Raw genomic sequence first — 20,697 nt, forward strand, 5'->3', positions numbered from 1 at the left:
ATCACTAACTCTAATATTGCTTAAGTTGATCACACAGATGGCATCTGAGATTGTGATAAATTCCCAGAAAAAATATAGCGCAATCTGGCGTTGCTGAACATAGGGATGAATCAGGTAGGGATGGGCACATCTCCAAATATCAGGTAATGCAGTAACAAACGAATCGAATGTTTCAGCATTGGTACGGATTTAGAATAACAGAGGGTCTTCCGATGCAGGCGTGCTAAATAATTGCGTAATCGGGTGTTTTCTCCTTCCACTCGTGTCATATAAGTCTTACTGACAATCTGGTCGCCATCGGGAATAAAGCAGGGATAGACCGACCAACCGTCGGTGATGTAGAAATAACACTGCCAGGTCTCCACAATTGCCCATAACGGGGCAAAAGTCTTGGCACTGTGGTCGCCTAACACCCAACCTAAAATCCCTGGTTTGAAGTGGTCAACCGCCGTCCACAGCCAGATCTTGTTTTTTTTGAGTGGACAAAGGTTTCGAGTTCGTCCAATTCTCCCACCTCTGGAGTGGTCTGCGGGTCGTAGGCATCTGGTAGCAGTTCTCCCACCTGTCTAACCCAAGTGATCACAGTGGTGTGATGCACTCCTTTGACCCGCTCAATGGCGCGAAATCCCATGCCGTTGACATACATTTTTAAGCACTCCCGCTTGACAGCATCGCTGTACCCTCGCAAAGCAATGTAGTCGTCGATGAATTGGCGACCACAATCCACACAGATGTGATTTTGTTTACCTCTGCGATGACCGTTCTTGCAAATATGCGTAGACTTGCACTCAGGACATTGCATTCAAATTGACCTCAATCCATCCCACTATTATGCAACGCCCGCAATCTTTTGGATAAACTTTGAGCAAATTTTGAGCTTCAAATCCTGATGCAAGAGCCAAGGCTCTACAAAGGCTTGCTCAACGTTTTGTGAGGGGGCGTGACATTGGGGCTGATTGCCGCTACATTGGGGCGCATTCGCTTACCTCTATGCTATGAGTCGTCGGTTATCGAGTTCCGTGCCAAATCGTCCATCTAATCGTCCAAAAGCTGGGGTGAATCACAGTCACGCTGCAACGCCAGTGGTGCCTTTAGCGCGATCGCCCGCTCCAACTACCCAACTATCAACAAAACCGCGATCGCTTGTCCCAAAAAAGAGTGTTCATCCAAAACCGAAAGTAAACGGGTTACGGGTTGCGGGTGCGATCGCGCTCATCATCCTACTTTCTGGTGGATTTGCGGGGTGTGGCTGGCTGGCGCTGCAACTGATCGTCAACCCACAAGCATCGGGCTGGGTGAATCAGTGGTTTCCTGGGTGGTTGCCGTTGCGAGGAGCAGAACAACCGCCTAAAACCCTTCAGGCGATTCGGGCAGAACTCCGCAGGCAGGGGAAAACGACCGGAGAATTGCTGGAACTGGGTCAAAATGTCAGCTTTATGGATGACAGAACGACCGTATCCGATCTGCTGTTGCCTGTGCTAGAACAGCGCTCCAACTGCCAGACCGATTGTGATCAAATTGTAGAATTGCGGCTGTATCAAACGGCGACGGATCGTAAAACTGCGACCAATGAATCGCTATATTCTTTAGTCGATCAGCTTGCGATCGCGGGACCCGAAGAATCCTTTGCGATCGCACCCTTAGTCGATGCCAAGTCAGATAATCAAGGCTCTAGTCGAGCATTGCCGCTAACCAGCGTGACGCGATATGACTTGCCATCGGCGCAAGGGGTTTGGCTAAATCTTGGCGGAAAGCGCGATCGCGGCAATGAAACCCTTGCCTATGGGCAAATTATTCACTACAATCCCAGTCGTTTTCACCTTAGTAAAAAGTTGCAATGGACAAGCCCCACGGGGGAACCCCCGATTTGGAAAGAAGTGACTGACGGCGGCAGCCCCGAACTGATTATTAATCACACCATTGGCATGGAGCCACAGTTTGAGATTTATCAAATTAAACCGCTCAACTTTTTGCCTAGCCCCGTTCAGTTAGAACCGATTTCTCTGAGTGAGTCAGTTCTGCCCCAATCTGCTTATCAATCGGCGTTACTGTTGGCACGGGGAGGGCTGTGGTCAACCAGTCTCAAATGGCTGGAGTCGCTTAAAAGAAAATTGCCTGCTAAAGACTGGTCTAGCACGGCGCAAGCTCAGTTAAATTTAATTCGTTGGCACGCTCAGGTGACCCAAGGGCAGGCAGAGAGTTCCTGGGCAAGCCCCAGTCAGCAGGTCTTGGCAAATCTGATCGATGGGCGGTGGGAACGGGCATTACAGGTGTTTCAATCGTCGGTTGTTGCCAGCCATGAAACGGCAGATGTGCTAAAAGCGGACGGGGGTAGGCTGGAAAATCGGATCAAAGCGTTTGGGCAAACGGGATCGGACAAATTAGAGGTGAGGGCATGGGGTGCGTTGTTGCTCACGGCGCAAAAAGGACAGCCTGCCGCGATCGCCTGGTTGAAAAAGCAACCCAAGGTGACTGCTGCGGAAATTGCCAAAATTACCGCATTGACGAAACGGCTTGATCCCGCGTTTACGGACACTACGCTAAACAGCAACTCTAGCCGAATGATTGGCACGGTTCAGCCCCTTGCTCAGATCAATCCAGCAGACTGGTTGTTTTCCTCCGGCAAGAAACCGCTTCAAGCCGATCAGCAAACCTGGTATCAAGTGAGTGTCACGGCTTTTCATAATGGCGATCGCTGGCAGACCGATACATTCTCCAACTTGCCCACTGCGGCGATCTCACTTTGGAATCGGTTAGGATTGGACACCGCTCCTACCGTGCAAATAGTGACATGGCAACCCAACGGGGAAGCCCAAACGCTATTAGCAACTATCCAAGCTGTTCGATTAAAAGGCGATCGCTTAGAACTGCTCGTCTCTGGCAACGCCTTGATAGGCACGGAAAACCCGGCTTCTCATGCCCTCGCCATCACAGAATCAGCCCTGCAATGGCTCAGCCCAGATGTGGTTTCTCTGGGCGACTGGATGCAGCAGCAGCCAAAATGGACGGCAAAAGCGATTCCAGCACTGACGCAAGAATTGCAGCAGGCGATCGCCCTCCCCAACGGGGCAGATCTAGAGCCACTCGCCAGTCCTTGGACAATCCAACTTGCCAATCTGACAGGCGGTAGCCAACCCGATGTCATCCTCACTCTCCAGCCCGACGACTTAAATGCACTCCTCTCCCCAACGCGATCGCTCAAAGCAGCACAGACTCAACCCAAAACCCTAATTTTCTCTAGCTCTGGCAAACTGCTATATAGTGAAATTTCTGCGGAAAAAGGACAACAGTATCGAGCGATCGCGGATTTAGGGAACCCCTTACCTGCCTTAGTTGTTGACTCGCCCACCCAATACAAACTGTTGCAGTGGTCAACCCAGCACCAGCAATTCAGCTTGAAATCGAACCACAACAGATAATTTTCTAGAAACTACGATATGTCTTTGTCTAAAAACGTCTCGATAGCTCGAAATATTTTCTACAAAATTATAATCCCAGCGTTAATTGCCAGTTTTTGAGAGTGCCAATATCGCCTAAAGCCGCATCCACCACTTTAAGCTGCCAGTTGCCTTGTGCCGATTGACCCACAAATCTCGCTAGGGCTGGAGTGGATTGGGGAGAATAGGTTGCTTGCCAAGAGGTTCTGCGCCCTAATGTTCGAGCTTGCAACAGCACGGATTGTTTAGAAGGGGCGATTAAGCTGATTTCTAGATCCCCTAAAAAGCTATGTTCCAGTTCTAAATTAATTTGAATGGTGCGAACGGAGCCAGTTTCTGTGACTTGAATGGAACTGGTGATGCCTTGAGGATTGTTATCGGGGATTGCCAAACTGGCGGAATTGGCTAGCTGAATTTGACGAGAAGGGGCGATCGCCGGAACTCTTCGCTGGAGGGCTGCCTGCGTCGCCTTAAATGCATTCACCTTGCCGTAACCGAACCAATCACAGCGCCCCCCTACTTCATAGGTGCCTTTCCGCAACCCAAACTGTGGATCTGGATTTGGGTCAACGATTTTATCGGCGGTTTGCTGCAACACTTGCCTAACTTCCAGCGCCGTCAGATCTGGATTGGCAGATAGCACAAGCGCCGCCACCCCTGCCACTACCGGACAAGCGCTAGAGGTGCCGCCAAAGTCGGAGGTGAAATCAGTGGGGTCATAGCCCGGTTGCCCTACGCGATCGGTGGTGACTACACCCAATCCCAATAGATCTTCCCGCACAGCAGGCGGCGTATACACATATCCGACTCCCTGCAACCCAAACCCCGGTGGTGCATTGTTGCTAGGGGCGCAGACCGAAATCTCTCGTCCCCAGTTGCTATAGGCAGCCTTGCGGTTCAAACTGGTGGAAGCCGCCACTGCAATCACATCGGGATGAATCGCAAATCCGGTTAGCCAGTTGGTTGATCCCTTTAAGGCGTTGTTGGGCCATCCCTGCTCATTCACCGCGCCATTGACGGGGCGGTTGGCATTGCCGGCGGCAAACACAATTACACAACCCTTGCCATTTCGCCCTTCACTCGCCGCACGAGATAGGGCATTCCGCTGCCGCAGGGATAACGGAAAATACACTGCCGAAGGTCCCCAACTGCAAGAAATGACCGAAGCCCCTTTAATCATTGCCCAATCAAATAACGCTTCGACGGATTCATCATCCAAAAAGCCACTGGTGCGGAGGGGCATCAAGGCACAGCCCGGAGCAACACCTACCGCCCCTTTCCCGTTTTCTTCAGCAACCGAAACACCTGCACAAGCCGTACCATGATTGTCGTCGGGTTCACCGGGCATGGGCAAAAAATCATTGTCCTTAAAATCTCGTGGGGCAACGATTTTCCCCACGCCTTGAAAATCGGGATGGTTCAAATCAACCGAATCATCCATGATGGCAACCACCACCGATCGCACTCCTCTCGTCACATCCCAAGCTTGTTCTACAAAGATATGAGAATTGGGTGCCAAATCAGCGCCGCCACTATGATTTAAGTGCCACTGTTTAGAGTAGATCGGATCTTTTGGACGATAGAGAGACTGGGACTTGACCACAATATTGGGTTCAGCAACTAAAACCTCCGATCGCTGCATGAGGCGATTGGTAACCTTCACAGGGTTTTCCTGGGCAGCAGTGGTGACTTGAAAAACAAACGTATTGGGAATCCCCACAACAGGTTTTACTTGCTGCAATCCACTATCAGCCGCAATTTGGGCGATCGCCTCTGGACTAACTTCGGGCGCAAACTGCACCGTTATTTGATCCGTCATGTAAACCCGCGATGTGGGGTCATCTTTAAATTGATAGACATGACTGGCGTAGTCTACCTGATTCGACTCGCGCACCTGCTGCATCACCTGATCGCGCTGACCTGGCTCCACCACAATTTCTGTGAGTTGCTGAGGAGCCTGTTGTGTACTTAATTCAGCAGGCATGGGTTTGACCAAATCCACCATGGCTGCCTGATCCGCCGCTTTCACCGTAAAGCGATCGCTCACCTTTTCAATCAGTAATTCTTCGCCGCCCCGCTGAAGCACCTGACCCATACTTGCCTCTGACATTGATTGGCTAGAAGAGTCAGGTTGCAAGGGAGTTTGGTTGGTCATAGAAGCACCTCAAAACAGTGGCTACACAGTGCAAATGGACTGAATTTTGTGAGCGTGATTGGCAGAAAAAGCGCGATCGCATCTCCAGACTACTCCAAGTTTTTCTCAAAAGACCTCGCGCTTGAAATTCACCGGGATATAAAGTATCAAGATAGGTACTTCGACGCATGACAAGTTGCAGTGGTACTATACAGAAGTTCAAGTAACTCCCGTTTCCTTTAGCAACGTTGCCTCATGAAATTCTCTGGAATGCGTCGTTTTCTTTACGTTACTAGTTTGGCATCCTTGTCGATTCTGGTCGCTTCCAGCGCCTTTAAGCCCGAAACGTTATCGGCGCAGGAATTGCCAACGGGTCCAAACCAGGCAAAACCTATTGATCCAAATGCTCCCAACGTTGTTAGCCCTACTAGCCAAGAAACTGGGATTCTCAGTTTGCAAGGCGGCACAAAGTTGATGCAAGAAGCAAACAGTGCCGTTTCTTCCCAAAATTATCCTCTAGCATTGAAAAAATTTCAGGAAGCCCGTCAAGTTTTCAACCAACTCTCCAATTTCTATCAAGAACTTGCCGGAAGTTTTTCTGGAATTGACAATCGGATTGCGGATGGGCATCGCCGCAAAGCCTTAGAAACCGCTGAAATGCGGGATAACTCAACCTATCAACTAGCCTTAGTGCATCGCGCTCAAAACCAGTCTGAATTAGCGGTTCCTCTGCTAGTGCAAATCATTCGGAGCCAACAACCTACGCGCGATTTAGGTAAAAAAGCTTATCAGCAGCTTTTTGAGCTTGGCTTTGTAGATTCTCCCTTCCCTCGACCCAGTGCCGATAGCGCTGTCCCGTCTCCCACTTCTGCCAAATAACTCGGTCAAACACCAAGTTGCTTTCAATTCGTATTTTTTGCTTCGTAGCGTTCAGTTGTGAAAGATGTCAAGTGGAACTCTAAGCAAACCCATAGATCAGTTTCAAATCGTTAAACTAAGTTGAGTTACTCAACAAGATAAGGAGGGTCAATGGTTAGCCCCGATCAGGTTGAAGCCATGATTAAGATTGAGATACCCGATGCTCAGGTTCAGGTTTTGACAAACGATGGCGAACACTACGAAGTGATTGTAGTCTCTCCAGTTTTTGAGGGAAAGCGATTAGTTCAACAGCATCAGCTTGTCTACCATGCGATTCAAACTGAAATGTTAACTGGAGCGATTCATGCAATGGCGGTTAAAACCTACACCCCTCAAGCCTGGGAATCTTCTAAGCAAGCTGTTTAGCTTAGTAGAGCCTTCAGTATTCAGCGTTCAATTAGTTCATAGCCCATTACTTAAGTAAACTTATGACTCCAGAGACTAAAGCACGGATTGAAAGCTTGATCCAAGACAACAAGGTGATGGTTTTTATGAAGGGGAATAAATTGATGCCCCAGTGTGGTTTTTCCAATAATGTTGTTCAAATTCTCAACGTTCTAGGCGTTCCGTTTGAAACAGTAGATGTTTTAGCAGATCCTGAAATTCGTGATGGGATTAAAGCATTTTCTAGCTGGCCTACCATTCCTCAAGTGTATGTAAATGGGGAGTTTGTGGGTGGCTCAGATATATTGATTGAGCTTTACCAGAAGGGTGAATTGCAGCAGATAGTAGAAGTTGCTATGGCATCGTAGCGATCGCGCTTGAAAGATGGCGATCGCCATTTACAGTCCATACAGATCTAAAAATCCCCTTTGTTTCGTTCAACAGAGGGGATTTTTGCTCTATTTAGTAGTAACCACGCTCAACTTCCGGCTCTGGTTTTTCAAAGTTAGAGACATCGTAGAGATAGCGAGTAACTTCTTCTTCCAAACGATGAATTAGATAGGCTTCAAGACTATTAGCTTGCCTTAGTGCAGCAAGGTAACCATCAATATACATTCGCAGATCATCAAATCGATAGCCTCGACTCCATAAGTCAACCAGATCGTCGGTTAACCGTTGGTAGTAACGAATTGTTAGAGTATCTTGCAGCATAGTAGGGTGTGAAAAGCGCCTTTGCTAAGAACAGTGGATTGCTGTCTTTCCACTAAACAAGATTAGGCTGATGCACGAAATGTGATTGCCAAGTCTAGTCTAATGAACCTATCTTAACTTTAATGAAGCGGATTCTAGTAGCTTTTTAGTCAGCCGTTAGAAAGATTTTAAATGTCACAGCCAATAGAAAGGCTGATCTTCTTGAGTAACGGTGATTACAAATATGAGCGGTGGTCTCTGTTACATTGAAAACACAAATCGGAAGGAAGTCAAGCCTGAGTGGTAGCTTTTTGTATCCAGATTGTTGAAGGAAATCCCCACTTGCGATCGCTGCTGGGGTGGCATTTGCAGCAGACTGGTTCAACAGTTTACCAATCTGCTGATATTCGCCAAGGAATGGACGTGTTCCAGCATCGTCAGCCGGGATTGGTGATTTTAGATTCTGAGTTGCCGGATGGAAACGGGGTTGAGTTTTGTCGGTGGTTAAGGCAGCAACAGTCCTTAATTTTGATGTTATCTGCCCGCAATACTGAAGCCGATATTGTGGAAGGACTACGGGCAGGTGCAGATGATTATTTGACTAAACCCTTTGGAATGCAAGAGTTCTTGGCACGAGTGGAGGCTCTAACCCGTCGTCGAGTGGCAATGCCACCGCCTATTTCCTTAGACTGTGGCGACTTGAAAATTGATCTAGTTCATCGTCGCGTTCGATTTAGAGACGAGTTAATCGATCTGACTCCTCAAGAGTTTAGCCTTTTATATGTGTTAGCCCAGGCGGAAGGTCTGCCGCTGAGCCGCTCAGAATTACTCCGTCGAGCTTGGCCCGATGCCATTGACAATCCGCGCACAGTTGACACCCATGTACTGTCACTGCGAAAAAAGGTGGAAACTGATCCACGCCAGCCTAGCTTAATTCAGACGGTTCGGAATGTTGGCTATCGCCTAAATTTGGAAAGTTTAACTCCCAGTATGCCGACTTCTGCCAATGATTACTCCAGCACTCGGCGTAAGTCATTGGTGCAGTCTTCTGCCCAACGAATGGCGGTGGGCGATTTATAAAACGCTAGAGAAGCTTTTCAAAACAGGACTCTTTGGAAGCATTGCGCTCCTTAAAGAACCCATTGTTGCGACCCTATTCTATGCTTCATGCATTAGTGCCAGGTTATCTCGATGAACGATGGTTTCTGGGCAGGAGTATCCTAAAATCTGCTGAATTTCATCAGATTGGTGCCCTTGAATTTTTTTCAGTTCTGTACTTCTATAGTTCACGATTCCACGGGCAAATTCTTCACCGGAACGATCGCACAAAGCGATCGCATCTTGGCTTTCAAACTCACCTTCCACGCAAATAATTCCGGCGGCAAGCAATGACCTGCCCGCATAACGAATTGCCTGCACTGCGCCTTCATCTAAAAAAAGCTTGCCCATAGGCACTAATCCATGGGCAATCCAGCGTTTACGAGCATTGGCAGGGCGGGGTTGGGGTTCAAACTGGGTGCCAAGCGCTTCACCTTGCAAGATCTTTTCAATATTTTGAGTTGCCCGCCCATCCGTGATCACCGTTCGCACGCCTGCCCCTGTAGCAATGTGGGCTGCTGAAATTTTGGTCATCATGCCGCCGGTGCCCCAATTGGAGCCGCGATCGCCAATCTGCACCTGTAAATCCTTAAGATCATCCAGTCGATGCACCACCGAAATGGGTATCGCATCAGGATTACTGCGGGGATCAGCAGAATACAAGCGATCCACATCAGTCAATAAAAATAGCCAATCTGCCTTCACTAAACTCGCTACGAGTGCCGACAACGTATCATTATCCCCAAATTTAAGCTCATCGACTGCTACCGTGTCGTTTTCATTCACGATCGGAATTACGCCTAGCTGCAATAGTTCTTGAAAGGTTTGCTCCACATTGATATAGCTGCTGCGCTGCACCAAATCACCACGAGTCAGCAATACTTGGGCGATCGGCTGTTGCAATACGCTGAATAAATCATCGTATACACGGATTAAACGACCTTGTCCAACGGCTGCGACTGCCTGTTTTAGGGTAATACTCCGGGGACGTTCTGTTAACCCTAACCGGGCACAGCCGACCCCAACCGCTCCTGAAGATACCAAAACAACGCGATGTCCTTGATGGCGCAGCCGACTCAGAGTTTCAACCAAGGTTGCAATAGTTGACAATGCCAAACTGCCCGTTTCTGGCTGAGTCAAGCTGGAAGTGCCAATTTTAACCACAATAGTTTGAGACATGAAGCAGCCCAAAAAGACGAGAAGCTTACTTGAACCACTGCCACGGCTAAAGCGCGTGGGATTTAGGACTCAAACAGAGATAACAGTCAACGCTTGGCTGATATCCCCGAATCCTAGAGTTGTGCCCCCGACCATTTTGTATAGTCTTATCTGACTTTTTTTGGTGATGGTTGAAGAGTCGTTGGGATGCCTTCTCAATCCGTTCCCAATCTTGTACGGCTTGTTTTCTCACTTCTATGATTTGTAGGAAATCTTTCAAAGAAAGCTATTCTTCACTGGCGACGACCTGCGGCAAGCCCATGCTGTAGTTCATCACGCGAGATTCCAAGTTGTAAGAAATTTCGCCCTTTTGCAGGAGCGATCGCACAAAGTGTTCCAAATCTGAGCCAATGCGACGGATATTATAGTCTGTGAGATCAGCGCCACTATAAGCTTCTACGCCTTCATCAAACTTACGGTACACCTGCTGCAACGTATCTTCACTCCAGTTAAACTCGTTATCTGGATCAACATCCAGCGTCAATACGTTTTCGCTAGGAACCAGTTCATTATTCTCAACGGTGGCAGTGAAGATATGAATATGGCGGGTTGTAGACTTTAACAGCATGGGCAGGCTCAGACTGAACAGTTCAAGATTACGCTTTTATTGTAGAAGTAATTCCGTCATATTTAGCACCATGGCAACATGATAGATTTCTTTAGGAACGATAAAGAATGCCCAATTGTTATGCAGGATAGTCTCAGTAGACCTGTATCAATTTCGCTAGATATCTGCACTGCTTTCGACTTATGACAACCAATCTCGCTGACCAAACCAGTTCCTCACTACGCATCATTGGATTGACTGGAGGAATTGCAATGGGAAAAACCCTGGTTTCCGAGTATTTAGCCACTCAATATAAGCTGCCCATTTTAGATGCTGATATTTATGCGAGGGAAGCCGTCTTGCCAGATAGTTTGGTGCTGCAAGGCATTGTGGATCGATATGGTTCTGGTGTGCTTTTGCCCGATCGCAGCTTAAACCGTCAGCGACTCGGAGAGATTATTTTTAGCAGTCCGGCGGAACGGCTCTGGGTCGAGCAATGCATTCACCCCTATGTGCGCGATCGCTTTGTGAAAGCGATTAGCGATCCCCCCTTAAATGATCCGCAGCAATATCCAATTGTGGTGATGGTGGTGCCGCTATTGTTTGAAGCACGCATGACCGATTTGGTGACTGAAACCTGGGTCGTTACTTGCTCAGAAGCGCAGCAAATTGAACGGTTGATCAACCGCGATCGCCTCACTCTAGAACAAGCCCAAGCCCGAATTAACAGCCAGATGGAAATTACAAAGAAAAAGATTCAGGCAACCGTGGTGCTGGACAACTCCTCGACTCCAGAAGCCTTATATCGCCAAGTTGATCGCCATATTGCTCAACGGGCTAATGCAAGCGGGCGGAGATAAACGCTCGCTGCGTCAAAAAAATTGATTCTCGCAACTTGAACGACAGCCTCTAAAATCACTAATCTGAAATCAAACGCTGATGGTGCGCTCAAAACTGACGACATTTCACAATACAAAACTTCGATTGCTTTTGGCAGTGCTGACCACCGCGATCGCGGTGGTTTTGCTTCCAGAGTGGCTATCTCTACCCATTCGCTTGCTTACGGCGTGGACTGCTGGGATGATTTGCTTGCTGGCACTCACATGGTGGGTGATGCTACGATCGACTCCTGACAGAATGCGAAAAGTTGCTCAACAGCAAGATGTCAGCCGTTGGGTGATCTCCATTGTCCTGACGACCGCCGCGTGCGTCAGTGTTCTCGCGATCGCTCTCCTACTGCAAGAAGGCAAACAAACCTCATCCATCCTGTTTGCACTGTATCTAGCACTCTCGTTGATCACTATTCTCAGCGCTTGGATGCTGGTACATACTATCTTTGCGCTGCACTATGCCCATGGCTATTACCGCGATGGTAGCCAATCATTGCAAGCGGCAAAAGCAGAAGAACTAGACTTTCCGGGTGAAGCTGATCCAGACTATTGGGATTTTCTCTACTTTTCATTTGTGATTGGCATGACCAGCCAGGTTTCGGATGTGGAAATTATTTCGCGATCGCTCCGCAAGCTCGCCCTACTCCACAGCATTCTCTCCTTCTTTTTCAACACAATGGTTTTGGCGATGAGCATCAACATTGTTGCCAGCTTAATTCAGGGAGGCAAATAAAGGAAGCAAGGGTCAGTCACTCAGCCTCACTCAATACCATAGATCCTTTGGTTCTATTTTTCTTCTTTTCCCCGTTTGTGTTGCAAGGTCGATAGGATGGAATAGGATTTTGGCATAGTCTTATTTACAGTACGCCTGATCGCCGTTTTTTCTTTCACCTTCTTTGTTGATAAGTATCCATGCTGCTGTTTCTGCGAATTGAAAATTTTGCCCTAGTGGATCGCTTGGAGTGGGAGTTGGGCGCGGGGTTAACCGTACTGACGGGTGAAACGGGCGCGGGCAAATCCATCATTTTGGATGCGATCGACGCGGTGTTGGGCGGCAAGGTGACTAGTCGCGCCGTGCGAACCGGTGCAGAACGGGCGCTGGTGGAAGCTACCTTTCGGTTAGAACCAGAGTTAAGCGACTGGTTAAAGGAGCAAAATAGTGATTGGGCATCAGGAGACGCGGCAGCAGAAACGCTGGTTTGTAGCCGAGAAATTGTGGCGAGTGGGAGCAGTCAGCGTAGCAAGTCGCGGGTGAATGGGGTGCTGGTCAACAAACAGCAGATGGAACACTTGCGCGATCGCTTAGTGGAACTGACCGCCCAAGGACAAACCGTGCAGCTTGGGCAACCAGGACTACAGCGAGATTGGCTCGACAGCTACGGCGGGGATGCTTTACTGAAAACTCGCGATCGCGTGGGCGTTGCTTTTCGTCTCTACCAGCAAGCGGTGCAGGCATTGGAAAACCGTCGTCGTGCCGAACGGGAGCGTTTGCAACAATTAGACTTATTTGACTATCAACTGCGGGAACTAAACGCGGCAAACCTGACCGAACCAGAGGAACTAGAGCAACTAGAGCAAGAAGCCAAACGCCTTAGCCATAGTGTAGAACTCCAGCAGCAAAGCTATTTGGTCTACCAAACCCTCTATCAAAGTGACACTGATACATCTGCGTGCGTTGATCTGCTAGGTCGTGCTGAAAAAAACCTGACGGACATGGTGGAAATCGATACCGAGTTGCAGCCGATTTTGGAACTGGTAACGGGGGCATTTGCCATGGTAGAAGAAGCGGCACGGGAAATTAATGCCTATGGTGAAAACATTGAAGCCGATCCCCAACGGCTGAGCGATGTGCAAGATCGCACCTCTGAACTGAAGCAAGTCTGCCGCAAGTATGGACCTACGCTGGCAGACGCAATTGATTTGCGCGATCGCCTGCAAACTGAACTCCTCGAACTCACGGGCGGCGGACAATCGGCAGCAGACCTAGAGCAAGCAGTCCAAGATACCCAGCAAACCTTAGAAACGCGCTGTGCCGAGCTAACCCACCTCCGCCAAACTGCCGCCAAAGATCTCGAAAGCCGCCTGATTGGGGAACTAAAGCCTTTGGCAATGGAAAAGGTGCAATTTCAGGTCGGCATCGTAGCGATCGCGCCAACTGCCCTAGGAGCCGATCAAATCACCTATTTATTCAGCCCCAATCCAGGGGAACCGCTGCAACGCTTGACTGAGACTGCCTCTGGTGGCGAAATGAGCCGTTTTCTGCTGGCACTACAAGCAAGTTTCTCCCAAGTTGATCCCGTGGGAACGCTGGTGTTTGATGAAATTGATGTGGGCGTGTCTGGACGGGTCAGCCAAGCGATCGCCGAAAAACTGTTTCAGCTTAGCCAACATCACCAAGTCCTTTGCGTCACTCACCAGCCCATTGTTGCCGCCATGGCAGATCATCATTTTCGAGTCAGCAAACAAATCATCGAATCCAGTGAATCGACGGACGATTTGACCTTTAATAATGGCGCAACCAAACCAGGCAAATCTAAACGAGGCAGCAAAAGCAAAGCAGAGACACTCAACGCCACGCCTGCTCAGCCCATATCCCCTACTTCTGCTGATGCCGTTCGGACTGTTGTGCGGATTATGCCCCTCTCCAACGAAGACCGCAAACAAGAACTTGCCCAACTCGCAGGCGGTCAATCAGCGCAAGAAGTGATCGCTTTTGCAGAATCCTTGCTCACCCAGGCTGCTGTTATTCGACAGGCTCAGGTGGAAAGAGGAGACAAAAAGGCGATCGCGCCTGAAAAATTAACCAAAGCCAAAACCAGCCGCAAAAAAGCAATTCAAGAAGTTTAAACCTTACCCGTTCAGGTTCATAAAGCATTATTCATGCTCATTGAGTACTCTTCCTAGAGTGTGCTTAAACCAACATATGCCAAGAAAAGAAATCCCTAACAGTGCTATCGAGTCAGTTGCTAAACCTATTAATCCGTAGATATCTTCTTGAGAACCAGTAAAAGACTTAATTACTTGCAAATCCCAAGATGCAAGTGAATAAATTTAGATGAAAGAATTTAGTTTTGTGTTTTATGCTACAGAGATAATTTTGGAGCGTGTCGTTTTGTCGCACAACTTTACTAGATGTAGAGTGCTTGGGTGAGCGATCGCCCTAACACACAAATTATCCAGTTTCAACTCGCAAGCTGATATACGCCACCTCTTTCGATCGCCCGTTGATATGCTGGACGAGCATGGATACGTTTGAGGAAGTCTATTAATTTGGGTCGGCTGGCATCTAAACCCGATCGCGCCATTGCCACCTCAATCGGAAAACTCATCTGGATATCGGCGGCTGTGAACTCATTCCCCACAAACCACAGGTTTTTCTCAAGTTCTGCTTCTAGATAATTGAGGTGCTGCGTAATCTGAGGGTCGATGAAGGAACTCTTGGTTCGATTGCTAATGAGCCGTGCAACGGGTTTAACAAAAAATGGTAGAGGTTCTTGCTCGATGCGATCGAAAACTAGCTTTAACAACAGGGGCGGCATGGCGGAACCTTCGGCATAATGCAGCCAATAGATATATCGCAAACGCTCTGGGGTATCGAGCGCAGGTGAAAATCGTCCGTCCCCATAGCGATCGACCAAATATTCAATAATGGCTCCAGATTCCGCCACCGTCAGCGCCCCGTCGGTAATCACAGGGGATTTGCCGAGGGGATGCACTTGCCGCAGCGACGCGGGTGCCAGCATTGTTTTGGGGTCGCGATCGTAGTGCTTGATGTCATATTCCATCCCTAGTTCTTCTAGCAGCCAAAGCACACGTTGAGAGCGGGAATTATTTAAGTGGTGGACAGTAATCATCAGAGGGATCTCTCAGTGCTGGATTTGTTGTTACTTGCCAAAATGTTTGGACTTTTTTTAACCCCAATGCATTGAAGCAGCCTTTCTATGATGCTAAAAACTCTGTAATTATTCCTCTATCAAATGCCGGAGATTGCATTGCTTGAGCAATTTCATCGCTATTTCGCGATCGCGTTCTCAAGTTTTAGCGATCGCGCTTTAGACCTCCATCAATGTTACAATCTGCGACGTTCTCACACGGGAAAGGATTTCACTCCATGCCACTTTCAATTGGCGATACTGCTCCAAGTTTTACGGTCAACGATACCAATGGCAAGCCTATTTCTCTATCTGACTATACTGGCAAGCCTGTTGTGATTTACTTTTATCCGAAAGATGACACTCCGGGCTGCACCAAAGAGGCTTGCAGCTTTCGCGATAATTACCAGCAATATCTCAGTAAAGGCATCGCCGTGCTAGGTGTAAGTATGGATGGCGAAGCGTCTCACCACGCCTTTACCGAAAAGTTCAGCTTGCCGTTTCCGCTGCTGTCTGATGTTGATGGAACCGTGACTCAAGCCTATGATGTGCAGGGCGAAAAGAACGGGATGCGCTATGCCACCCGCGTTACTTATGTGATTGGTGCAGATGGCAAAATTAGTCAGGTTTACACCTCGGTGAATACCGAAACTCATGCAACCGACATTTTGAGCGCGATCGCATCTTAGGATCTAGAACAAAATAACTTGGCTAGACATCAAGCCGCTTGTCTAGCCAAGGGTTGGGTTTTGAGGGTTTATTGTTGTCTAAAAATGGGGCGGGTCAGAGTGATAAAACGGGCTACCAGCCAATGATGATCTGCCATAAACTCGCCGCGATCGCCCCTGTTGCCAAATGTTGCGGGAGCAGTTTCCAAAAAGATTGACGGGCAATTTTTTGGGTAAGTACCACACTCAACAAAAATGCTGCCAGTAACGTCACCGCTTGTAAAAATGCAATCACGGCTGGATGAGCCACGAAAATAGGAAGACTTGCGGTGCCCAATCCAAAGGTAGCGAAGGCGACAGGGACGACCCTTCCCGCCTCGGATAGCCCTAGCTGCAAGTAGTGAGCGATATTGGCTCCTAAAACAACAGGCAAGTAGCCATAGGCAAGTTCTAAAAAAGGGCGGGGTTTAACAGTGCGAGTTGCCAGACGCATTAATTGATGGGCGGCTAGGGCGATCGCTCCAGGAATCAGCAACGCCAGCACCGATGCGCCAGTGTGCCAGCCGAACTGATCGAGATGCAGCGATCGCCCCAAGATTGTTTCGATTTCTGGTAAACGGTGTAAAAATACTGCGCCAAATAGGAGAAACAGCAGGCAAACTTCGGCATAAGCGGGCGTGTGAGTTGTCCATAGCTCAATGCCGGGTGGACGCAGATTTAGCTCCACTGACCGATGGGGGCAGGCTTTGAGGCAGGTCATACACAGCACACAATTCCGATTATCTTCAAGCTGAGCCGGGTGAGAATACAGCGGGCACCCGTTGGTTTCTTGCCCTTCGCCTTTCTCTGGTCCGCCTTTATAGCATTGATAGGTAGTGCAACTGGCAGAACAAATGCCCTGCTGTGCCCGTAATTCTGTCATAGATAGCTTGGCAAACAATCCATTCATCCCTCCAATCGGGCACAAATAGCGACACCAAAACCGCCGCTCAAATAGGAGAGAAAAGGTGACCGCGCCTGCCGTAATCAACAGCAGCAAGCATCCAGACAGATACGCAGTGTTTTCTAGATCCCACAGTTCTTCCCACAGCAAAATTAGGGTGAACATGCCAAACATAAACCAGCCGCCCCACCGCTCTGCTTCCTGGCGTGACCAAGGCAAGAGTTTACGGGGATAGAGCCACAGAGACAGCTTTTGCGCTACTTCACCATAAATCATGAACGGGCACACCGAACACCACAGGCGACCGACGAAGGGAAAAGCGACCAAAATGCCCAGCCACCACCATGCCCAAAAGATATTCAGGGCAATGTTTTGATCGCGGCTTTGAGGACCGAACATTAGCAGTGCCACGACGATCGCAAACGCGCCGAAGGTAAAGCCATAATTGAGGCGATCAGGAAACCAGGGACTCCGCAAAAATTGCCGTAACTGCGGCGAACCATTCAGCAGGTTGAGACGAAACCGCTTGCTTTTAGGACTGGTTGCCCAAAACACCTCCTCCGTTAGCTCATTGCTGCCGTTCAGTTGAATCACCGCGCGTTCCACCATCGCTTCCAGTTCTGCCAAATTGCCCGGAAAGTCGTAGCCTTGGAGTCGGCGAATCGCTTCAGGAGTGAGGGTGGGCTTAGAAACGCTCCGCGCTCGACACAATAAGCTGAGGTAATACTCCACCTGAGCAATGATGTCCGCTTTACGCACTCGCAGCGGTGACAGCTTAATCACATGTCCTACCAAGCCTTTACGCTTCAACGTCGGCAATACTCGCTCTGAAGTCATCAAGATTCTGGCTTCACAACGTAAGGGTGCAGGCGGGGCTTCTCCTTCGCGGGCAATGGGAGTGTATTCGCCCGTTTCTAGGAGGGTCACCAGTTTTTTTTGCAGTTCCAGGTTCAAATCTTGCAGGTTGTTGAGCATGAGGGAACCCGTGCCCAGCCATTCCAACAGTCCAGGTTTACCACCAACCCGCCCAAACAGGTCTGCGCCACTGGCTTGCAGCATATCGCAATTAACTTTAATCAGCGGTTGATGGCGATCGCTCGACCCAAAGTGGATCAGTGCCGCCGTGTTGTCTTTTTCTAATCCCGGTTCCCCAAAAACTAGCACTGAGTCACGATCTCCCGATGCTTTGCGAATTTCCTGGCGATGGCGCACTGCATAACGACTAGTGCCAACAATGCCGCGTTTCACTTTTGGAACTAAATAAGGGCGCAGCGCAGCTTGGCGTTCTCGTTCATAGATTAGCTGAGTCGAAACCTGGTCAAGGGCGATCGCGAGTTGGCGGGAAAACGTTTGAGAAATTTCAGGATACTGCTGAACCAGTTGCAGAAAATCTTGTCGTGGAATTTTCCAAAGCACACAGTCAGATAGGGTGATTACCGTTTGCTCGGAAGGTTGATCCAACAGCAACTCTTTCAAGGGAAACGCAGAACCCGGTAACAAACTGACGGTGTTGGCAACGACGGTTTTACTGGTGCGATAGCTTTCTAATCGCCCCGATCGCAGAATATAAAAGTCAGTGGGGGGAGTATCTTCCAAAATCAGGCGGCGATTTTCCTGCACGGTTTCTACTTGAATCACCGCCGCGATCGCGTTTAGCACATCGTCTGCTAAAGATTCAAATAAGGTATTGTCCCGTAGCCAACGAACTTGTTCCCCTTCCATTAGCCGACCTTTCGCCACTGTGGGATATTTTCATTCAGCAATGTTGCAGCACACCTAATCAGAGATTCTGTGTTTTGCGATCGCTCATTCTATTGAACCGCTGATACAAACAAAAACCTCTCGCTATTTTCTAATCTTGACAATAGAGCATCAAGAATCAGAACAGCGAGAGGTTGATTTCAAATTTTTAACTAGCAACTCAGCGATCGCTAGCAATCAAACGATGGCTTAAGGAGCATACACAGCACGACCGTTTGCATTAAGCACGATAGCGCCTGCATCACCATTGATCACAAAAGGAACTGCATCGCTACCCACCATACGGACAAGCTTAGGACGAGCAAACAGAGCTTTTTGAATTTCTGCGCCCCAAACCTTAATATCGCTACCAATGCCATTTGCGTCAGTGATAGGAGTATCAGACGTGATGGTGTCGTTCTTAACAATCTGAACGTCGATGGGCAAGGTGAAAGCAGCAGGATGAACCGGAGGGGTAGGCAAAGTGTGGGAAGGGGTGCCAACAAACGTTTCTCTAGGCAGTACGGGGGTCACTGCCTTAGGAACTGCAACCGCAGGTAATGCAACGCTTGCAATCAGTCCAGCGGTGCCCAGTACTAACAAATTTCTCATATTCATGTGGATCAACTCCTCGCAAAAATCTTAATTACAATCGAAAAATAGACGCATTGTCTAGTTTTTGCTTAATCGCTCTCTTATTTCTACACTGTTTTTCGCTTATGGGCTAGACCCTCTTGCCACAAATCTGATAAATCACGTAAATCACGCTAAAAAAGCCTTACCAATCTACCTGCGCCCGTTCGTGAAGAATTCGCCCATATACTGCATCTGTTTGCTGCGCTAACTTAGCCCAGGCAAACCGCCGATCCAAATCCTCATAAGCATTGTCGGTAAGCCAGTCCGCATACTCTGGATTTCGCAAGACTTCTAAAATCCCTAGCGCTAGGGATTGGGGGTCGTTGGTATAGGTGACCTGCCCCGTCTTTCCGTGGCGGACAATTTCTGGAAATCCGCCCGTATCCGACACGACCACAGGGACCCGAGCCGCAAAATTTTCTAGTACGACAATGCCAAAGGGTTCATACAAGCTGGGAAAAACCGCACAATCTGCCACCATCCGAAACTTGTTTAAGTCTTCGTCAGACATAAATCCGGTGAAGTAGCACTGATGCCAAATGCCACTATCTGCTGCTTGACGTTTAAAGTCATCCACATTGCCACTGCCAATCAGCACAAATTTCACTTGATCGCCCAATACCCGGTTGACCATAGGAATGGCATTTAGTAAGACGGAAACTCCCTTTTCATAGGTCATCCGCCCCACATAGTAGACTATCTTTTCGTGATCTGCTGCAAAAGAGCGGCGAAATTCTTGTCTATCAAAACCCTGGGTATATCGCTTGCTTTCCAAGTGAATACCGTTATAAACCACATCCACTTTGTCCCAAGGAACGCCTAGCGCTCGTTCTACCTCCAACCGCATGTAGTTGGTGCAGACGATTACTCGCCAAGCTTCGTGGGCAAGATAAGCTTCCTTGCGGTTGATATACCGCTGTTGCTCCGAATGAATCCCGTTACAGCGTCCATATTCCGTGGCATGGATGGTTGCAACGAGGGGCAGTTTGAAGGTGTGTTTGAGCGCGATCGCGGCATCTGCAACTAGCCAATCATGGGCATGAATCAGGTCAAATGCACCTTCTTCCAACAGCAATTTGCCGCCATGGTGCCCCATGCTCTCATTCATGTTGGCAACCCAGTGGAAAAAGTCATGGCTAGGAGCCACGGCAACCCGATGGATATAAATGCCATCCACAATTTCATATCGGGGAGCCTGACCAAACTCAATCGTGATCAGATGAACTTCGTGACCCCGCTTTACTATCTCTGGGTAAAGCTCTGCCACGTGTCGAGCAATTCCCCCGACAAGCCGAGGCGGAAATTCCCAGGCGAGTATTAGAACCTTCATCACCACCTATCTGGACGTTGGACTTATCTTACTCAAATTTCCCTTTCTGATTCACTCTCTGTATTGTTTGTCACATTCAGCAGGTTTCAGATGTCGGATGTCGGGTTTCAGGTGCTGGGTATTGCAACCTGGAACCTGTTTCCTGGAACCTGACACCTGCCCCTATCCCTTACTATAGAGTCAGAGCTTGAA

Annotated in this window: 18 protein-coding genes; 9 read left to right on the forward strand and 9 right to left on the reverse strand. The window is 48.8% G+C overall.

The window, feature by feature from the left end; translation table 11 throughout:
* Window positions 1-110: 110 nt before the first annotated feature.
* Window positions 111-802 (reverse strand): IS1 family transposase gene (locus AC1S5B_RS09495; protein WP_482035430.1). Its coding sequence is split into 2 segments (ribosomal slippage): window positions 111-481 and window positions 481-802, totalling 693 coding nucleotides; the frame shifts between segments, so codons are not numbered across the junction.
* A 193-nt stretch (window positions 803-995) separates the two neighbouring features.
* Here AC1S5B_RS09495 and AC1S5B_RS09500 point away from each other — a divergent pair.
* Window positions 996-3,419 (forward strand): hypothetical protein, encoded by a 2,424-nt coding sequence (locus tag AC1S5B_RS09500; RefSeq protein ID WP_482035431.1) that lies wholly within the window; start codon window positions 996-998, stop codon window positions 3,417-3,419.
* Between the two features lie 67 nt (window positions 3,420-3,486).
* On the opposite strand, the gene AC1S5B_RS09505 is transcribed toward AC1S5B_RS09500, so the two are convergent.
* Window positions 3,487-5,592, reverse strand: a complete 2,106-nt coding sequence (locus AC1S5B_RS09505) for a S8 family serine peptidase (RefSeq protein ID WP_482035432.1) — start codon at window positions 5,590-5,592, stop codon at window positions 3,487-3,489.
* 234 nt (window positions 5,593-5,826) lie between these two features.
* On the opposite strand from AC1S5B_RS09505, the gene AC1S5B_RS09510 reads away from it, so the two are divergent.
* The 3 genes from AC1S5B_RS09510 (at window position 5,827) to grxD (ending at window position 7,241) form a co-directional block, all read left to right on the forward strand.
* Complete coding sequence (locus AC1S5B_RS09510) at window positions 5,827-6,450, forward strand: hypothetical protein (protein WP_482035433.1); 624 nt, start codon at window positions 5,827-5,829, stop codon at window positions 6,448-6,450.
* Between the two features lie 150 nt (window positions 6,451-6,600).
* The gene (locus AC1S5B_RS09515) at window positions 6,601-6,855 is read left to right on the forward strand and encodes a BolA family protein (protein WP_482035434.1); all 255 of its coding nucleotides are present in this window, start codon (window positions 6,601-6,603) and stop codon (window positions 6,853-6,855) included.
* A gap of 62 nt (window positions 6,856-6,917) precedes the next feature.
* Window positions 6,918-7,241, forward strand: coding sequence for a Grx4 family monothiol glutaredoxin (gene grxD / locus AC1S5B_RS09520; protein WP_482035435.1), 324 nt, complete (start codon window positions 6,918-6,920; stop codon window positions 7,239-7,241).
* A gap of 94 nt (window positions 7,242-7,335) precedes the next feature.
* Here the strand turns inward: grxD and AC1S5B_RS09525 are convergent, their stop codons facing one another.
* Window positions 7,336-7,584 (reverse strand): DUF6761 family protein, encoded by a 249-nt coding sequence (locus AC1S5B_RS09525; protein ID WP_482035436.1) that lies wholly within the window; start codon window positions 7,582-7,584, stop codon window positions 7,336-7,338.
* 279 nt (window positions 7,585-7,863) lie between these two features.
* Here AC1S5B_RS09525 and AC1S5B_RS09530 point away from each other — a divergent pair, with 279 nt between their 5' ends.
* Window positions 7,864-8,643 (forward strand): response regulator transcription factor, encoded by a 780-nt coding sequence (locus AC1S5B_RS09530; protein ID WP_482035437.1) that lies wholly within the window; start codon window positions 7,864-7,866, stop codon window positions 8,641-8,643.
* 78 nt (window positions 8,644-8,721) lie between these two features.
* Here AC1S5B_RS09530 and proB read toward each other — a convergent pair whose 3' ends face one another.
* Entirely contained in the window at window positions 8,722-9,840 is a 1,119-nt protein-coding gene (gene proB / locus AC1S5B_RS09535) for a glutamate 5-kinase (RefSeq protein WP_482035438.1), read from the reverse strand.
* 265 nt (window positions 9,841-10,105) lie between these two features.
* Window positions 10,106-10,447, reverse strand: a complete 342-nt coding sequence (ndhM, locus tag AC1S5B_RS09540) for an NAD(P)H-quinone oxidoreductase subunit M (protein ID WP_482035439.1) — start codon at window positions 10,445-10,447, stop codon at window positions 10,106-10,108.
* Between the two features lie 182 nt (window positions 10,448-10,629).
* Here ndhM and coaE point away from each other — a divergent pair, with 182 nt between their 5' ends.
* The 3 genes from coaE (at window position 10,630) to recN (ending at window position 14,163) form a co-directional block, all read left to right on the forward strand.
* A complete protein-coding gene (gene coaE, locus AC1S5B_RS09545; RefSeq protein WP_482035440.1) occupies window positions 10,630-11,286 on the forward strand; it encodes a dephospho-CoA kinase in 657 nt (218 codons plus the stop codon).
* Between the two features lie 79 nt (window positions 11,287-11,365).
* On the forward strand, window positions 11,366-12,049 hold the full coding sequence (locus AC1S5B_RS09550) for a DUF1345 domain-containing protein (RefSeq protein WP_482035441.1): 684 nt from the start codon (window positions 11,366-11,368) through the stop codon (window positions 12,047-12,049).
* Window positions 12,050-12,228: 179 nt separating this feature from the next.
* On the forward strand, window positions 12,229-14,163 hold the full coding sequence (gene recN, locus AC1S5B_RS09555; protein WP_482035442.1) for a DNA repair protein RecN: 1,935 nt from the start codon (window positions 12,229-12,231) through the stop codon (window positions 14,161-14,163).
* A gap of 335 nt (window positions 14,164-14,498) precedes the next feature.
* Here recN and AC1S5B_RS09560 read toward each other — a convergent pair whose 3' ends face one another.
* The gene (locus AC1S5B_RS09560; RefSeq protein ID WP_482035443.1) at window positions 14,499-15,170 is read right to left on the reverse strand and encodes a glutathione S-transferase family protein; all 672 of its coding nucleotides are present in this window, start codon (window positions 15,168-15,170) and stop codon (window positions 14,499-14,501) included.
* Between the two features lie 257 nt (window positions 15,171-15,427).
* Between AC1S5B_RS09560 and AC1S5B_RS09565 the strand changes: the two genes are divergently transcribed.
* Complete coding sequence (locus AC1S5B_RS09565) at window positions 15,428-15,877, forward strand: peroxiredoxin (RefSeq protein WP_482035444.1); 450 nt, start codon at window positions 15,428-15,430, stop codon at window positions 15,875-15,877.
* 112 nt (window positions 15,878-15,989) lie between these two features.
* On the opposite strand, the gene AC1S5B_RS09570 is transcribed toward AC1S5B_RS09565, so the two are convergent.
* The 3 genes from AC1S5B_RS09570 to AC1S5B_RS09580 form a co-directional block, all read right to left on the reverse strand.
* Window positions 15,990-18,539: a cyclic nucleotide-binding domain-containing protein gene (locus AC1S5B_RS09570; protein WP_482035445.1), complete on the reverse strand. Its 2,550-nt coding sequence runs from the start codon at window positions 18,537-18,539 to the stop codon at window positions 15,990-15,992.
* Window positions 18,540-18,749: 210 nt separating this feature from the next.
* Complete coding sequence (locus tag AC1S5B_RS09575; RefSeq protein WP_482035446.1) at window positions 18,750-19,157, reverse strand: hypothetical protein; 408 nt, start codon at window positions 19,155-19,157, stop codon at window positions 18,750-18,752.
* Between the two features lie 160 nt (window positions 19,158-19,317).
* Window positions 19,318-20,505 carry a glycosyltransferase family 4 protein gene (locus AC1S5B_RS09580; protein WP_482035447.1) on the reverse strand — a complete coding sequence of 396 codons (1,188 nt, stop codon included), beginning with the start codon at window positions 20,503-20,505 and terminating at the stop codon, window positions 19,318-19,320.
* Between the last annotated feature and the right edge of the window lie 192 nt (window positions 20,506-20,697).

It is taken from the genome of Leptolyngbya sp. CALU 1928 (genome assembly GCF_056784215.1).

What these genes read in the sequence shown, in the direction of transcription:
- grxD (WP_482035435.1), top strand. Translation starts at nt 6,918, where the DNA reads ATGACTCCAGAGACTAAAGCACGGATTGAAAGCTTGATCCAAGACAAC.
- AC1S5B_RS09505 (WP_482035432.1), bottom strand. Translation starts at nt 5,592, where the DNA reads ATGACCAACCAAACTCCCTTGCAACCTGACTCTTCTAGCCAATCAATG.
- AC1S5B_RS09550 (WP_482035441.1), top strand. Translation starts at nt 11,366, where the DNA reads ATGGTGCGCTCAAAACTGACGACATTTCACAATACAAAACTTCGATTG.
- AC1S5B_RS09580 (WP_482035447.1), bottom strand. Translation starts at nt 20,505, where the DNA reads ATGAAGGTTCTAATACTCGCCTGGGAATTTCCGCCTCGGCTTGTCGGG.
- AC1S5B_RS09560 (WP_482035443.1), bottom strand. Translation starts at nt 15,170, where the DNA reads ATGATTACTGTCCACCACTTAAATAATTCCCGCTCTCAACGTGTGCTT.
- AC1S5B_RS09515 (WP_482035434.1), top strand. Translation starts at nt 6,601, where the DNA reads ATGGTTAGCCCCGATCAGGTTGAAGCCATGATTAAGATTGAGATACCC.
- AC1S5B_RS09525 (WP_482035436.1), bottom strand. Translation starts at nt 7,584, where the DNA reads ATGCTGCAAGATACTCTAACAATTCGTTACTACCAACGGTTAACCGAC.
- proB (WP_482035438.1), bottom strand. Translation starts at nt 9,840, where the DNA reads ATGTCTCAAACTATTGTGGTTAAAATTGGCACTTCCAGCTTGACTCAG.
- recN (WP_482035442.1), top strand. Translation starts at nt 12,229, where the DNA reads ATGCTGCTGTTTCTGCGAATTGAAAATTTTGCCCTAGTGGATCGCTTG.
- AC1S5B_RS09510 (WP_482035433.1), top strand. Translation starts at nt 5,827, where the DNA reads ATGAAATTCTCTGGAATGCGTCGTTTTCTTTACGTTACTAGTTTGGCA.
- AC1S5B_RS09500 (WP_482035431.1), top strand. Translation starts at nt 996, where the DNA reads ATGAGTCGTCGGTTATCGAGTTCCGTGCCAAATCGTCCATCTAATCGT.
- ndhM (WP_482035439.1), bottom strand. Translation starts at nt 10,447, where the DNA reads ATGCTGTTAAAGTCTACAACCCGCCATATTCATATCTTCACTGCCACC.
- AC1S5B_RS09575 (WP_482035446.1), bottom strand. Translation starts at nt 19,157, where the DNA reads ATGAATATGAGAAATTTGTTAGTACTGGGCACCGCTGGACTGATTGCA.
- coaE (WP_482035440.1), top strand. Translation starts at nt 10,630, where the DNA reads ATGACAACCAATCTCGCTGACCAAACCAGTTCCTCACTACGCATCATT.
- AC1S5B_RS09565 (WP_482035444.1), top strand. Translation starts at nt 15,428, where the DNA reads ATGCCACTTTCAATTGGCGATACTGCTCCAAGTTTTACGGTCAACGAT.